This window comes from Enterococcus sp. DIV0213h (genome assembly GCF_051711285.1).
GTDB lineage: Bacteria > Bacillota > Bacilli > Lactobacillales > Enterococcaceae > Enterococcus_D > Enterococcus_D casseliflavus.
The window spans coordinates 3,638,356-3,654,505 of the sequence record NZ_JBIOMH010000001.1 but is presented as its reverse complement, the minus strand read 5'-3'; the positions used below and the strand labels follow the sequence as shown (position 1 = coordinate 3,654,505).

General features: G+C 35.7%; 14 protein-coding genes. 9 read left to right on the top strand and 5 right to left on the bottom strand.

Translation table 11 applies throughout. The features are described from left to right. Positions 1-31: 31 nt before the first annotated feature. Positions 32-703, bottom strand: coding sequence for a prepilin peptidase (locus IGI77_RS17100; protein WP_438770432.1), 672 nt, complete (start codon positions 701-703; stop codon positions 32-34). Between the two features lie 125 nt (positions 704-828). Between IGI77_RS17100 and IGI77_RS17095 the strand changes: the two genes are divergently transcribed. Continuing rightward, positions 829-1,317 carry a Dps family protein gene (locus tag IGI77_RS17095; protein ID WP_005230382.1) on the top strand — a complete coding sequence of 163 codons (489 nt, stop codon included), beginning with the start codon at positions 829-831 and terminating at the stop codon, positions 1,315-1,317. Positions 1,318-1,358: 41 nt separating this feature from the next. On the opposite strand, the gene argH is transcribed toward IGI77_RS17095, so the two are convergent. Beyond that, positions 1,359-2,738, bottom strand: a complete 1,380-nt coding sequence (gene argH / locus IGI77_RS17090) for an argininosuccinate lyase (protein WP_438770430.1) — start codon at positions 2,736-2,738, stop codon at positions 1,359-1,361. Between the two features lie 54 nt (positions 2,739-2,792). Then, on the bottom strand, positions 2,793-4,007 hold the full coding sequence (locus IGI77_RS17085) for an argininosuccinate synthase (protein ID WP_005233014.1): 1,215 nt from the start codon (positions 4,005-4,007) through the stop codon (positions 2,793-2,795). Between the two features lie 405 nt (positions 4,008-4,412). Between IGI77_RS17085 and rplM the strand changes: the two genes are divergently transcribed. The 6 genes from rplM (at position 4,413) to IGI77_RS17055 (ending at position 9,657) form a co-directional block, all read left to right on the top strand. Then, positions 4,413-4,859, top strand: coding sequence for a 50S ribosomal protein L13 (gene rplM, locus IGI77_RS17080; protein WP_301280258.1), 447 nt, complete (start codon positions 4,413-4,415; stop codon positions 4,857-4,859). A gap of 15 nt (positions 4,860-4,874) precedes the next feature. Then, positions 4,875-5,267: a 30S ribosomal protein S9 gene (gene rpsI, locus IGI77_RS17075; protein WP_003128901.1), complete on the top strand. Its 393-nt coding sequence runs from the start codon at positions 4,875-4,877 to the stop codon at positions 5,265-5,267. 266 nt (positions 5,268-5,533) lie between these two features. Beyond that, positions 5,534-5,833: a hypothetical protein gene (locus IGI77_RS17070; RefSeq protein ID WP_438770429.1), complete on the top strand. Its 300-nt coding sequence runs from the start codon at positions 5,534-5,536 to the stop codon at positions 5,831-5,833. Positions 5,834-6,104: 271 nt separating this feature from the next. Next, positions 6,105-6,419, top strand: a complete 315-nt coding sequence (locus IGI77_RS17065; RefSeq protein ID WP_275853596.1) for a hypothetical protein — start codon at positions 6,105-6,107, stop codon at positions 6,417-6,419. A 262-nt stretch (positions 6,420-6,681) separates the two neighbouring features. Then, positions 6,682-8,181: an RNA-directed DNA polymerase gene (locus IGI77_RS17060; protein ID WP_438770551.1), complete on the top strand. Its 1,500-nt coding sequence runs from the start codon at positions 6,682-6,684 to the stop codon at positions 8,179-8,181. A gap of 156 nt (positions 8,182-8,337) precedes the next feature. Beyond that, positions 8,338-9,657: an ATP-binding protein gene (locus tag IGI77_RS17055; protein WP_438770427.1), complete on the top strand. Its 1,320-nt coding sequence runs from the start codon at positions 8,338-8,340 to the stop codon at positions 9,655-9,657. Between the two features lie 618 nt (positions 9,658-10,275). Here IGI77_RS17055 and IGI77_RS17050 read toward each other — a convergent pair. Then, positions 10,276-11,028, bottom strand: coding sequence for a helix-turn-helix domain-containing protein (locus IGI77_RS17050; protein WP_438770425.1), 753 nt, complete (start codon positions 11,026-11,028; stop codon positions 10,276-10,278). Positions 11,029-11,583: 555 nt separating this feature from the next. On the opposite strand from IGI77_RS17050, the gene IGI77_RS17045 reads away from it, so the two are divergent. After that, positions 11,584-12,543, top strand: coding sequence for an FRG domain-containing protein (locus IGI77_RS17045; RefSeq protein ID WP_438770424.1), 960 nt, complete (start codon positions 11,584-11,586; stop codon positions 12,541-12,543). After that, on the top strand, positions 12,540-14,723 hold the full coding sequence (locus tag IGI77_RS17040; RefSeq protein ID WP_438770422.1) for a hypothetical protein: 2,184 nt from the start codon (positions 12,540-12,542) through the stop codon (positions 14,721-14,723). The genes IGI77_RS17045 and IGI77_RS17040 overlap by 4 nt, the downstream gene beginning before the upstream one ends. A gap of 99 nt (positions 14,724-14,822) precedes the next feature. On the opposite strand, the gene dcm is transcribed toward IGI77_RS17040, so the two are convergent. Further along, complete coding sequence (dcm, locus tag IGI77_RS17035; protein WP_438770549.1) at positions 14,823-16,106, bottom strand: DNA (cytosine-5-)-methyltransferase; 1,284 nt, start codon at positions 16,104-16,106, stop codon at positions 14,823-14,825. Between the last annotated feature and the right edge of the window lie 44 nt (positions 16,107-16,150).

The window sequence follows — 16,150 nt, the reverse complement described above, 5'->3', positions numbered from 1 at the left end:
CCCGCTTTTTCCTGTCCCGTTTTTCTTCACTTCAAAGAAAAAAAGCGTCAAAAGTATGAAACGCTAGGAAGCGAACAATCAGCAAACCCAGACTCAAGAAGGGGACGAAGGGCAACTGTGCCAATCGTTTCTTCCAGATGCCTTGATAGCTAAAAAAAGCGAGGAGACCAAGACTGCTGGCTACTAGTAAGAGGGCCAAAAGGGTCTTTGGCGCTAGCCAAGTGCCCCAGCCTGCCAGCACTAAGAGATCGCCGCCGCCCATTTTTTCCTGCCAGACAAAAAAGACCAGTGGAACCAGCAAGCCTAAAGACAGCCATTGAAAAGAAGCGCCGCTTCTAAGCTGTGCCAGCGCTAGCAGTAGGTGGGCGGGGTACAGCAGTTGCGGGTAGACGCTATAGTCTATCAAGTCGGTCAAGCTGAGTAAAAAGGCACTGGTCAGCCAGACAAAAGCCAGGAAGCTTTCTGAATCATGAAAGGCAAGCCCGCAAAGTCCGCCATAGCACAAGCAGGCGATGGCCCAGTAAATCGGGGGTGAAAGCCATCTTGTAGGAAGGAGAAGAAACCAATGGTTATCCGAAACTTTGTTCACTTTCTGGTAGTGAGAACGAGAATCACTTTTTGGCAGATTCCAAAACAGGGTTTGTAAGAGCAAAAGCCAAAAGAAGCCGAGTAAAGCGCCTAAAAAAAACACGAAAATCGTCATTTTTCGTCCCCCCTCATAAAGAAATACGTAAGAGAGTGAGAAATTTTCTCAAATAGATGATTTTGTTGTACTTTTTAATTGTTTCGTATTATCCTTAAAATAGATAATTTAGAGGAGGAATCGTTATGAAATTTGAACAAACAAAAGAAGTATTAAACCAACTTGTTGCTGATTTAAGCCAAATGGCTATGGTCGTTCACCAAACACACTGGTACATGCGTGGACCTGGCTTTTTGACATTGCATCCAATGATGGACGAATTCATGGATGATCTAAATGAGCAATTGGATGAAGTTTCTGAACGCTTGATTACATTAGACGGTTCACCATATTCAACTTTGCGTGAAATGGCAGAACACACTCAAATCCCTGATGAAGTGGGTAACTGGGACCGCACGATTCCAGAACGCTTAGCTACATTGGTGGAAGGTTACCGTTACTTAGCGGACTTATACCAAAAAGGGATCGAAGTATCTGGTGAAGAAGGCGACGATCCAACCCAAGATATCTTCATCGGCTTCAAAACAGCCATCGAAAAACGTATTTGGATGATCCAAGCGCACTTAGGCGAAGCGCCATTGATCGATCCAGCGAAATCTCGCGTACGTCATTAATCCACAAAAAAACCAGCGAAGAATTTTCTTCGCTGGTTTTTTTACTTGCCTACCAATAATGCTTTGGCGGCTTCAATTTGTTGTGCCACTTGATCAAAACCGGTGCCGCCATAAGAATGACGATTTTTGACGGCGGTATAGGAGTCAAGTTTTTCAAAAATATCGCTGTCGATGGCAGGATGGATCGCTTGGTAGTCTTCCAAGGAAACATCTTGCAGATAGATGCCTTTGCTCAAACACTCGCTGACAAGTTTGCCGACGATCTCATGGGCTTGTCTGAAAGGCACGCCTTTGCCAGCTAAGTAATCCGCTAATTCTGTTGCGTTGGAAAAATCCTTTTCAGTGGATTCTTGCATTCGTGCTTGATTGACCTTCATCGTTGCGATCATGCCCGTCATGATCTGCAAGCTTTTCGTGATGGTTTCGGCACTGTCAAACATGCCTTCTTTGTCTTCTTGGAAATCTTTGTTGTACGCCAGCGGCAAGCCCTTCATGACCGTCAAAAGACCAAAGAGGTTCCCATAGACACGTCCTGTTTTTCCACGGATCAGCTCCGCCATGTCAGGGTTTTTCTTTTGAGGCATGATGGAGCTGCCGGTGGAGAAGGTATCGGTCAGTTCCACAAATTGGTATTCGTGGCTGCACCAAAGAATCAGCTCTTCACAAAAACGAGACAGATGCATCATCAATAAAGAGGCGTTGCTTAAAAATTCCAAGATAAAATCACGATCGCTGACCGCATCTAGGCTGTTGCTGTAAATATTGCTGAACCCTAACTCTTGAGCAGTGAAAGCACGATCGATAGGGAAGGTAGTTCCTGCCAAAGCGGCACTGCCTAAAGGCATCACATCGATGCGGCTCAAACTCTCACTGAAACGCTCTTGGTCACGCGTCAGCATACTGTAATAGGCTAAGAGGTGATGGGCAAAAGAAATCGGCTGTGCATGCTGCAGATGGGTATAACCGGGCATGATGGTGTAGATGTTGGCTTCGGCTTGTAAAACCAGCGCTTCTCGCAATTCAGCGATCAAAGTGATCACGTCTTGCACGACTTCTTTCAAATACAAATGCATATCGGTCGCCACTTGGTCATTACGACTACGGGCAGTATGCAATTTGCCTGCCACTGGTCCAATCAATTCATGCAAGAATGTCTCGATGTTTAAATGGATGTCCTCATTTTCAATCGTGAAGGTCAATTCGCCAGCGGCTAATTGCTGTTGAATCGTGGTCAAGCCGTCAATGATCGCTTCGCCATCGGTTTGACTGATGATGCCCGTATGGACCAGCATTTTGACATGTGCCAAACTGCCAAGAATGTCTTGCTTTGCTAACTTTTGATCAAACGTGATGGAAGCCCCAAAAGCATCGATCCATGCTTCATTTTTTCCATCGAAACGTCCGCCCCATAATTTTGCCATATTCTCACCTCAAAAAAAGATTACGGCTGAAGCGGCAGCTTCAGCCGTGCATACTTAAATCAATGTTTCTGTTAGTTGCTGTTGTGCTTGGATCTCAGCGTGCACTTTGCTTGGCAGTCCCCATAATTTGATGAAGCCGATGGCCGCATGCTGATCAAAGGTATCTGCAGAAGTATACGTTGCTAAGTTTTCATCGTACAAGCTGTTTTCAGATTTCCGTCCTTCACAAATGACGTTTCCTTTGAACAATTTCAAACGCACGATCCCGTTGACGTAGACTTGCGTACTTTTCAGGAAGGTAATCAAGGCTTCCGTCAATGGATTGAACCAAAGACCATCATAGATGACTTGGGCTAATTGCTGCTCGATAATTGGTTTGAAATGCGCCAATTCCCGGACAAAGACCAAATCTTCCAATTCTTTATGAGCCGTCATCAAAGCGATCGCTCCCGGACATTCATAAACTTCTCGTGATTTGATCCCCACTAAACGATTTTCGATATGGTCGATCCGACCAACGCCATGTTCGCCAGCCATCCGGTTTAGTTTCATGATCAATTCTGCTAGATTCATCGTTTCGCCATCAATGGCGGTCGGTACCCCTTGATCAAAGGTGATCTCAACGATCGTCGGTACGTCAGGAGTATCTTCTAATTCTTGCGTGATGGCGTAGGCTCCTTTTGGCGGTGTTGCCCAAGGATCTTCTAAGACGCCGCACTCACAGGCACGTCCCCACAAGTTTTGGTCGATGGAATATGGATTGTCCAAGTCAGCGGGAATCGGCACTCCTTTTTCAGCCGCATAGGCAATCTCTTCTTCTCGCGACCATTTCCATTCCCGAACCGGTGCGATGACTTTCAAGTGAGGCGCTAAAGCGGCGATCGCTACTTCAAACCGAACTTGGTCGTTGCCCTTACCAGTACAGCCGTGGGCGACGGTCGTTGCGCCAGTCGCTAATGCCAACTCCACCAATTTCTTGGCGATCAATGGACGAGACAAAGCGGAAACAAGAGGATAAGAATTTTCATAAAAAGTATTGCCTTGTAAAGCGATCAAAGCAAAATCTTGGGCGAATTCTTCGCGGGCATCGATGGCATAAGATTCAATCGCGCCAACTGCCAAAGCTTTGTCTTTAATGGATTGGGTGTCGCGACCTTCACCGATGTCTAGGCAGCAAGCCACCACATCATATCCTTGGTCCGTTAACCATTTAATTGAAACGGAGGTATCTAATCCTCCAGAATAGGCCAATATTACTTTTTCTTTCATACTTATTAACTCCTTTTCCGCGTGTTTTCAAGTGATTGAAGCTATCTTATCAGAATAAAAATAATAAATCAAGGGTAAAATTAAATATTTATACATAAAAATGGTGATTATCAGGTTTTTATACTATTATCGGTGATTGAGGAAAAGAATTGCATGCTCACTTTTTTATGAAATTTTATACATAATATTCATTATGGTATTCAGTTTTAGAAACCTGCAACAACAAGTTTCGTTTTTCAGAGAAAATGGCAGAAAACGAATGGAGAAAATTTTCAAAAAGAGGCGGAATTACGTTGACATTAGGCTTTATAGAAGGTATTATGTTATATGGTATTGTTTGCCCCACAAGAGCCCCGGAAACTCAAGTGTATGTCAAACATTCGTGAAATTGAATTGGAGGAAAAAATTGTGCGTACAACATATATGGCCAAACCAGGCGAAGTAGAACGTAAATGGTACGTAGTAGATGCAACAGATGTTCCTATGGGTCGTCTTTCAGCAGTAGTAGCATCTGTCTTACGTGGTAAAAATAAACCAACATTCACACCTCATGTGGATACAGGCGATTTCGTAATCGTCATTAATGCAGAAAAAATCAAATTAACAGGTAACAAAGCAAGCGATAAAATTTATTACCGTCACTCAAACTTCCCAGGAGGATTGAAATCAGTCTCTGCTGGAGAATTACGTGCTAAAAATTCTCGTCGTTTGATCGAAACTTCTGTAAAAGGCATGCTTCCTAAAAACACTTTAGGCCGTAAACAAGGAATGAAACTTCATGTTTATGCTGGCGCTGAACACCCACATGCTGCACAACAACCAGAAGTATTGGACATCACAAACTTAATCTAATAGGAGGGAATTTCATTGGCACAAGCTCAATATATCGGCACTGGCCGTCGTAAAAATGCAGTAGCCCGCGTACGTTTAGTACCAGGTACTGGTAAAATTACTGTTAACAAAAAAGATGTTGAAGAATACATCCCACACGCAGACTTGCGTGAAGTAATCAACCAACCATTCGGCGTTACAGAAACTAAAGGTTCATACGATGTTTTTGTAAACGTAAATGGTGGTGGATACGCTGGACAATCAGGTGCAATCCGTCACGGTATCGCACGCGCATTGTTACAAGTTGATCCTGATTTCCGTTTAGCTCTTAAACGTGCTGGCTTACTTACTCGTGACGCACGTATGGTTGAACGTAAGAAACCAGGTCTTAAGAAAGCTCGTAAAGCTTCACAGTTTTCAAAACGTTAATCTTTTTATCGAAGATTTCAAAACACTCTCCTTTTGGAGGGTGTTTTTTTGTTCTGGTAATGAGAAAGGTAATAACAATATTATAAACCAGTGTAAGCAATGAATTTTTTTAACGCATTTCGTTGAGCTTTTTCAGTAACATGAGAATAAGTGTTAAGGGTAGTTTCAGCATTTTTATGACCCAATCGATCTTGTGTTTCTTGGATGATATTGATCAAAATTATCGTTTTCTCCAAAAAATAAATACAAAATGGAGGAGGGGAAAGATGTTTAAAGTTTACTTCCCGTTTCAGTGGCTCGTTAAAGGAATTCTTTTAGTGCTACTAGGATTGATTATTTTTGGAAGTTATCTAACAATTAAAGCCAGATATTTTCCAGAAGAAAAGCCAATAAAAATTGTAACAAATGATTTAAAAATAGGTGAAACTTATCAGGCAGATGCGGTTGAACTAACATTTAAAGATATTGAATTGACCGAAAAAAGAAATGAATTTGCACAACATGATCGTGTATTACAAGTGGCTTATACATTAAAAAATGATACAGAAAATCCGATACGTCCATAACAATGGTCGATTGAAAATAAGAATGGTGAAGAACTTTAAGAGTATGCTATGATATTGGATAATCCAGAATATATTGAAAGTGGCAAAGCAGAAACAATAAATTACTATTGTGAATTACCGAATGATACACAGGAATATCAAATCGTAGTACGTAGAGCGAATGGTTATTTTGTTGGATTACCCTTTACTTTGTAAGTCTTATTTTGTTAGTGGCTTTTAAGTTAATATCATTTTTGTGATTTTTGAAAATGAAAGTGAGGAAATTGGAAGAATGGCTGAAGAAAATAAAGTTGATCCGCTTGAAACATTAGTGATAAATAAGAAAGAATTTGAGCAACTTTTTCTTGATTTTTTTGTTCAATATGACATGATTTATGATTTTAGTTCGTCACTAGATTTATTTGAATTAGAAGCAGAAATAATAAAAAATAGCCAAGAGGAAGATGGTAACATCATCATTTCAGTAGAAAAGTTCCTTGAATTGTTTTCGGAAATATTTGAAATAGATACAGATTATTATCAACCACAAGAAGTTTTTCGAGAGTTTAGAAATAAGATTATTCGTTCAAGTAATATAGCAAATTGAATCAATAAAAGAAGCGTTGAAGAAAAATTCTTTCTTTCAACGCTTCTTTTTAGAAGATTTTACAGATGCCTTATGGAGATTTGCTTCAATAACTACTTGTAGTCATTCGTTTAAAATTATTATGTTACACCCTTATGTGTCGCGAAGAAATACTGGTATAATAATGAATGAGATATGTAACGTTAGGGTATACTCTTGTATTACAACTTTATTTATCTAGGAGATTTTGAATTTGAATAGTACTAGAAAAAGCATATTAGAAATGGATAATCAAGAAGCAAAACAATTTTTATTAACGCCAGCAAGCTTTTTTAAGACGCCTTTGCCTAATTATATCAATTTATCAGTAGTTATAGGAAAAGCGGTGGATTTATTAAAAGACAAGCCATTTTCTGAACTAGTTAAACATAAGAGGTCGCTATCTGAAGCAGTTGACGTTAATCATCGAATATTAGCTAACAAAGATGGAAATTACGCTTGGAGACCTCTTCAAATATTACATCCAATAGTATATGTAGACTTGGTAAACGTAATTACACAGCAAAACAATTGGAGGCACATCAAAAATAAGTTTGAAGAATTCCAAGCTGATAAGCGAATTGAATGTATATCGCTTCCTGTAGAATCGATTTCTTCGAAGAGTGATACTGCGGAAACTATTTTAAATTGGTGGGAAAATCTTGAACAAGCACAAATTGGTTATGCATTGGAATATGAGTACTGTATTCATTCAGATATTACCGATTGCTATAGCTCAATGTACACACATACCATTCCATGGGCGTTACATTCAAAAGAATGGGCTAAAACACATAGAAAAAATTCCCAAGGTATTGGAAATTTAATAGATTCTAAAATACAATATTTGCAAAACGGTCAAACGAATGGTATACCCCAAGGAAATGTATTAATGGATTTTATAGCTGAAATAGTACTCGGATATGCTGATAAAATGTTGTTAAACAAGATAGAAGAGGCGGGGATTGAAGAATTTAAAATACTTCGTTACAGAGATGATTACAGAATTTTCTCGGTTCGAAAAGACCAGGCCGAAGTGATTATCAGATTATTATCTGAAGTATTATCGGATTTAAATTTGAAGCTAAATTCAAATAAAACATTTTTATCGGATAATATAATCTTAGATGCAATTAAGTCAGATAAGATTTACTGGGATCTTAAGCATGCAAGTTTTACAGAAAAAAATAATAATAAGTGGAAGTTTAAGCTTAGTCTTCAAAAGCATTTGTTACAAGTAAAGCTTTTAGGAGATAAATATCCAAATTGTGGGAGCTTAAGTAAAGCGCTAAGTGAGGTTTACACACATAGAGTTTCTACTTTAAATAAAAGACCAGATGATATCTACCAATTGATTAGCATTCTTGTTAATATAATGCAAAAGAATCCTAGAACTTTGGAAGCTTGTATTGTGATTTTAGGTAAGCTTTTTGAGTTTATTGCTGTAGAAGAAATCAACTTATACTTGGATAAAATCTTAAGAAAATTCGTTAATACTCCTAATACTGATATAGTTGAAATTTGGTTACAAAGGCTTTCTTTAATTCATTCACGAGAGAAACCTTACAGTGCAAAATTATGTAAGAAAGTTTCTGATCCTAAAGGATTCACATTGTGGAATTCTGATTGGTTGAATGATGGATTTGATGAAAGTGAAATAATCAATGAAGCTTGCATTTCGAATTTAAGCTTGACTACGCCATCTAAAGAGTTAGAGCTATTTTTTTCGCAATATGAAGAATAATATAATATTCGCTATGCTAATTTTTTGAAATCGATTAGTTATAGAAGCGTAGTACTTTGTTGAATTGAATTATAAATTTCAGTGATATAAAAAACATTTCGTGATTAATGGGTGACATAAAGCTGAATTATAATTTATAACTATGGGGGGATACAATTGACTGAACTTAATGAAGGATATAACATAGAATACAAGGAATCAGTTCCCAAGAAGCCTAATCATCTAAAGGCAGAGATCGTATCTTTTTTAAATAGCGATACAGGCGGAACGATTTATTTAGGTGCTAGTGATGATGGAATACCAGTTGAACTTCCTAATAAGAGTAAGCAATATAAAGAATGGGAAGAACTATTAAGTAATTGGGTAGCCAGTGCATTTAGGCCAGAAGTTACGGGTTTAATTCTGGTTGATCCTAATTGTACACCTTTTAAAATTTCTGTAAGTGCGGGTTCTAATAAACCCTATTATTATACTGACGGGGAAGGAATGAACTGGAAAGGCGTATATATACGTAATGGCAGTTCGAAAAGACGTGCTAGTGATTCGGAGATAAGAAGAATGATGAATCGGCATATTGCCAATTCTTTCGATAGCGAAAAAATTGAACGGAATGACTTAACCTTTAATTACGCCGAGCAGGCTTTTACAAAAGAAGGAATAAAATTTGATGTTATTGGGTTGGATTTTAAGAAAAAGGTAGAGGATCAATTCAATAACGCTGCATTAATAGTTAGCGATGAGAATCCATTTATTTCAAAAGTAGCGGTGTATGAAGGACTGGATGTAGTCACTTTTCGAGATAAAAAAATATTTTCAGGCTCTGTGGCAAAACAAATTGATGATGCAATTCAATATATTCATCTAAGTAACAGGGTTCAAATTACTCTAGGACACAATGGCAAGCGAATAGAGAATTATTCTTATCCGATTGATGCAGTCCGTGAAGCAATAATGAATGCCTTCGTTCATCGAGACTATACTATGAGTTCAGATATTAAAATAGAGATTTTTGATGATAGATTAGCGATTTCTTCACCGGGCTCTCTTCCAGATGGATTAACGGTTGAGGACATAAAACAAGGAGCGAATGCTAAACGGAATCCTATTTTGATAAATGCTTTGGATAAAATGAACTATATTGAAAATTACGGTTCTGGAATTCGCCGCATTTATTCTCTGTATAAGGGGTTTATGCGTCAACCAGAATTAATTGCAACACATAATTTATTTACTGTTGTCTTGTATAATATGAATTATAAGCTAAATACTATGGAATTGAATCGTAATATGATTTCGATTGTTCAATATCTTAGTGATGGGAAACTTGCTAGCCGCCAAGAGATCCAAGATGCCCTAGACTTGCAAAAAAGCTACACATCTGAACTATTATCTAGTCTGAAGAAAGCAAGCATAATTGGTTCTGAGGGGCGAGGGCCAGCTACTAGATATTACCTGATAGCCACTGAAGCTAGCTAATTTTAATTAATTTTTTTATCTTTACCGGACGATTTACCGGAAGATAGAATATAAATCTTATTATATCAACGTTTTATCGACCGGACGATGTTTCATAATATTCATAGTTTTAGAACCTTTTACCGGACGATTCACCGGACGCTATGTCTTTAAACCCGGTATATCGCTATTTTGGTCACCGGACGATAGAGGGTTAAGGGTTTAATGAAAAAGTGATTGCTATTCTTCAATCAGCCAACTCGCCAAGTTGTGGTAATGATTTGAGGTAATGACAGAATATAATTTTATATTGCTTAGTAAAACTTCATGAATAAGAGAACCTTAATTTTGCGCTGTTTGTAGCAGTGTAAAACATTAAAAAACAAAAGTTTGTTTAGCCAGGTCTTAAGAAAGCTCGTAAAGCTTCACAGTTTTCAAAACGTTAATCTTTTTATATCGATATTTTCAGGCGCTTCGCAATTTAGATTGTGGAGCGTTTTTTTGTTGGTGTGAAGAATGTCCAAATAATGCAATGAATCATAATATCTAGTTGGGATAAATAGTATGAATATATGATATTCATAGCTAAGTAGATTAAAATTATTAATACTAAATTCTATCAGAATGTATGTAAACTTATTACGCAGGATCATTAAAAAAATCATACAATGATCTTCCTAAAATCAATAACTCTATGACATTATGATCATCTATGACTTCAATACCATGTCTTTTTAAAAACATCATAAATTGTGGTAAAAAATTTTTAACTGAAGCATCGAAATCAAGATTATATTGGCCATCTTCAGATGATATTTGTAGATAGAACATATCGAAACCAAAATCAAAGGGTGATAGCCGTACTTTTTTTTCGTAAATAATTTCTGCTGATAAGAGACCATCATAGTTGATTTTTTTGCTAGTTTTTTTATTTGTTAATAAATCTATTAGCTTACGCAAATCATTATTTGAGTATTTTTTGATAGAAATACCATCACTTTCGATAACCCAGTAATCATTAAAAATTGTGGGCAAAACTACAAATATTCCCATAGAAAAAATAATAAGAAATATCCAGAATGGCTGATATCCAAAGCCTGTGAATAGCAAACTAATAAGTAACCAAACAATCAAAAAGAGTAACCCTTTTTTTCCATTATACTTGTTCCCAACAAGATAAGGCTTTTTAAAGTATGGACTGCCTTGAACCAATTCATCTAGTGAAATATCATACAAATCAGATAATGCTAATAAATTATCTATCGATGGAACAGAAGATCCATTTTCCCACTTAGAAACAGCTTGTGTTGAAATAAAAAGTTTGTTTGCAATTTGTTCTTGAGTATATCCATTTGTATTTCTTAAGGTTTTCAACATATCTTGTAGTAACATTTTAATCCCGTCCTTTCTCTTTTCATTGTTAGAGTATATTTTTTTCTGATTTTTATCAATCAACTAGTGGTTGATGCTTGATAAAATAAGCTCATACTCCATAATAATGTGTCTTTAGAAAAAATGTATTATCATGTGATATGTTCTTTGTAAATTGGGAAACAATAGATTGCTAGCAGTAAGATACTCTCTTTCTTTGTAATATTAATTTGGTATTTTTATAAGATTATTATCTAAAAATTTATTTGAATTTTAATCAATTCGAATAAGTGTATTCTACTTAGATTGAATAACTGGAATGCAAACTGATGGGATAAATAAAAAATTTGTTAGCCAATTCGATGATAACTTAGTGTATAATTTTATAATAAGAAGAAACTACGATTATATGTAAACGTATTCAAAATGCGGCGGTATAGTTGTATATAAGTAGAAACAGCGCTTAGCTTATCGATCAGAGTCAAGTCATGAATGTGTAATGGTCAATGAAACAAACTGTTTTGTGAAATACTTATAAAACTAAAATTCATTAATTCAAAATAGTTGGAGGGTTTAATGAAAAATAAAATTTTGTATTATATGGAAAAAATCATGAAAAATGTTGATATAAAAAAGGAACTTATAAATGATAACAATTCTACTAAGCCGTTAGTATGTTTCCGTGGAGAGTCCATAGATTATGGAGATACCAAGTTGATGCCGTCTTTATTTCGGAATGATTCCGGAATCTTATTAGAAAAAGAACTTATTGAATTACTAAGTGATTATGATATTCCTCAATCAAAAGATAATACTAAACTTTCAAAAACAATTGCAGGACAGCATTTTTTACAAATCAGTCGTTTACTTGATATAACGTTTAGTATTCTACCAGCCCTTTATTTTGCTAGTGACAACCAAGAAGACGATGGGTTCGTATATACTTTTGTATTTCCAGAGTCTTTTTCTCCTAACTCAGATTATTTAAATCATTATTATGATAGCCTAGTTGCTAATGAATTTTTTCCATATTCGAAAGATTTCAAAGTAATCACACATAGCTATAATAATGAACGATTAAAAATGCAGAGCGGTGGCTTTATTCTATTTGGAGGGGAAGCTTTTTCCAAAATTCCTGAAGAATACTATTGTGAACCTACGAGAATATTAGCAGAAGATAAAGTAACGATTCGAGCACAATTGTCAAAATACTTTAATTTAAATGAATCAACTATATTTCCAGAGAAAGACAAGCGGAAAGATCCTATAATGGAGAGACTTTCCTACATAAAAAGAAATAGATCGAATAAAGGTGATTTCGTAGATGTTGAATTGGAATATTGTTTCCGGAGGATCGAATTTGAAACTAGTTTGAAACAGGAAGATCCAAAAAAAATACTTAGATTCCTACGGAAAGAAAAAGCTAATTTGTTCACTTATATTGATAAAAACTATAAAAGCGAATCAGAAAAATATAAAAAGAGAAAAATTATCGAAGATAAGTTTACAATTATTGAATCAGGAGTGGGTTTATGAAAAATGAATTAAAATCTATATTGATAGATAACGAGATTATTACGATTGAAGATTTGAAAGCCGAAAAGTTCAAATCTTTGTTCAGATTTTATTCTATAGAAAAACAAACTGATAGTAGTATTATTACTATTTTGATAGCAGATTACAGAAATATAAATATTGTTGATCGAAATGAGATCAAGCTGCTGAAAAAAAATCTATTAGAATTAAGGAATGAAATTGAGAAAGGGGAAAAAATATACGAGCTATATGTATTTTTCAACGATTGGGAACAGGAAAGAGAATCTTTACGAATCTTTTTAAAAGAATCGGATAATGCAAAAGAGCGTAAAATAGTTAATGACATGTATAGTTTTATCACCTCTATCTACTATGAGACACCCGAAGAGTTGCATCTCAAAGTTGATCAAGAAGGTATAAATTATTTAGAGATGCTTAGAATCAAAGAAGTAAAATTAGAAGCGAAAATATTCAATGTATCTATGTTGGAGTTAAAAGGCTTATTCAATATTAGAGGAAAACATTTATTTAAACTAAACGTGAGAACCGGAATCGAAAATAAAAAAAATGGCTTAGAATTAAAAGAAGATTTTAAAAATTATTTAAAAGTGGGACTTTTTAATCAAGTTGCTAAAGAAAATACTGACACGGATCTATTGGATAGCTTATCGAATTACTTTGGTATAACAGAAAGTACGAAACAGAAATTTAATCCCGATATTTTTTGGTATAAACATAACGGTATAAATATTTACATGGATGAACATGCTCTACTGGATACTTCAACGCATCTTGTTAAATTAAACCCGAAACTGGTCAGTGTTATTAACGGTGCCCAAACATTGACGAATTTTTTTATTGCTAAAGATGAACTTATTAAGGAAATAGAGATAAGTGATTTTCAACTCCCAAATTTAGATATCAAAATGAATGCAGTTTTAGATTCAATCATTGTTAAAACGATATTCATAAAAGGAGATAGAAATTTATCTAAAACTATCACTTGGGGATTAAATAACCAAATTCCAATAACTCAAGAAGATTTTATTGGTGTGTCGAAAGATATTGTTGAACTGAATAAAATGTTAAAGAAGTACCAATTAAAAGTATTAAAGACTGGAGAAATCTCAAAAATATATAGGGGATTATCTTCTTTGGAATTTATAAAATTATTCTATATTGCAAAAGGTGACCCAGGAAGAAGTAAAAACTTTAATAAAACGAACTTAGAAAAGGATATAGGGGAGGCTGTTGCAACAATCAAGGATAATGAGGTACTACTTACGAAAATAGATATAGCTTTGCAGATTGGGAAGTGGTGGGATGATTTATATCGTAATGCTGATGATAAGTCTATTTTTCTAAGGTATGGGAAGAATTATTTTCAGAGTTTTGTAGTATGGAGGCTCGATGAGAACGACGGACTAGTCTCTTTTATAGAAACTGATTTAGAAATGTATTATGAAGAGATTGAATCGTTAGCAAAAGAAATGAATATAGAAATCAATGACTATAAATCAAATCAATCTTTTATGAAGATACAAAGGAAACTATCTAAGTCAAAAGCTATAAATATTAAGGAGAATGAAAGTAATGATGATAGAGCTTTGAGCGATTATGTCATCAAGAACAAGCAAAATAATTATTCAGTATCATCGATAATCAAGAGATTTAATGAACAGCAGGGTATCGATATGGAGTATTTCCGTACTATTTCATACAAAGGGAATAAAGTTAAAGAAAATTTTCCTTTCCCTAATTCTACATTTGAAGAATTTTATAAACGAGAAAAATATATGGACGACGACGCTTACCCAGTTTTTGAAGACTCCCTATTTTTAAAAGAAATAAGAAGGAAGTACCCTGTCTATGTTATTTTTTTGAATGAGAATAACGATATTAAGAACGTTAAATTTATCTCATCTTTTTCAGTTACAATGGCTAAAGATTGGAAAGAAAAGGCTGAGGAAGCTTTCAATTTAGTGAGAAAAGCTTTCTTGCTAGGGGATTCAACGAGATTTCCTAAAGTAAGTTCAAATATTGGATTCCATGTTCGTCCTAAAGCAGCAAATTCTAAGGATACGTTTCAGTTTAGTGATGGTGAATTTATAACGAGACGAACGTTTTGGGCTAATTCGGAGTATATAAATAAAATATTGTTAGATAATAAACTAATATAAAATAAATCAGAAAAAAGCATCAACCATACTGTTATGTTGAGTACGATTGACGCTTTTTTTAGAAATATTTTTGAGTTTTTGAAAACAAACAGTTGGAGATCATGCTTCTAAAATATCTTTTAGCCCATCACCGATCCGTTTTACTATCTCTGTCACTAATGCATTTCCCATGAAAAACATGCGCATACGATCAGAGACTTCTACAATTTCACCCGTCGAAAGTTTTTTGAATCTTGTCCAGTCATCAGGGAAGTCTTGTAACCGCTCTGCTTCTATTGGTGTCAATAATCGATATCGACCATCGATAAATAAAATATGAGTAGAGCGATTTACTGATCCTTCAGAGGTAAGCATCGTTCTTCCTGGCATGCTCAAATCATCATATGGAGACATGCCACCTTCTGCAAAAATATATTTGTGGCCTTCGGCAGAAGTTCGTTCGATTTTTTTCGGTCCGCGTAAATACTGGAATTTTTCTAGTTTATTTGGGTCTGTCAAATAATACTTTTCGTCTACCATCTCAGATGGCTGAATGATTTCACCTAAGGTTATAGGACGTTCATCACCTAGTGGTAAAGTGTCTATAGTGTAATAACGCCCATGACGCATAACACCTGTATTCCAAACTTTCCCAGTGAACCCATCAGAAACTTCTACTATATCTTCTGAAAGTTCGTAAAAAGCCTCTCTATTTTTATAAGGCTGTTTAACTATCGGAAATTGCCGAGCAAATAATCCATCATTGAATATATACTCATCATAGCGATGCTCAGCAACAAATAAGTCCTCAGAAGATGAATTTTCTTCGAAACGTTTATCCAATCGTTTTGCAAAATCTGTGTCGTTTCGATAAACAAAGAAGAAAACACGTCTGCGCCTTTGGCTCCGGCCGTAGTCAGCAGCATTGATGACCCGCCATTCAACTGAGTATCCTAGTTGATTGAACGCGGTAAGCATGATAGCAAAATCACGTCCTCTTTGCTTGGAAGGAGATTTTAACAGACGGTCAACATTCTCAAGAATCAAATATTGGGGGCGAATATGATTAGTAGCACGTATGATTTGCCAAAAAAGAACGCCTTTTTTACCTTGGATCCCCATTTCATGTTTCTTACTCCGAGCGACTGAATAATCTTGACAAGGAAATCCACCTACGATTATGTCTGCATCCATTTTTTCGAAAACATCATCAGAAATCTCTTCAATGTTTATATTTAAATTTTCACTATCTGGGAAGTTATAGTCATAAACTTCGAACGCATCTTGGGATCTGCGAGATGGTTCCCATTGATTTGCCCACTTAGTTACATACAAATCGGGATCGGAATGTTCGAGCCCAACGCGGAAGCCGCCTACACCTGCAAAAAGTTCTAATACTTTCATTTTTTGTTTCATTATACGAACATCCTTTCGATATATCTATTGGT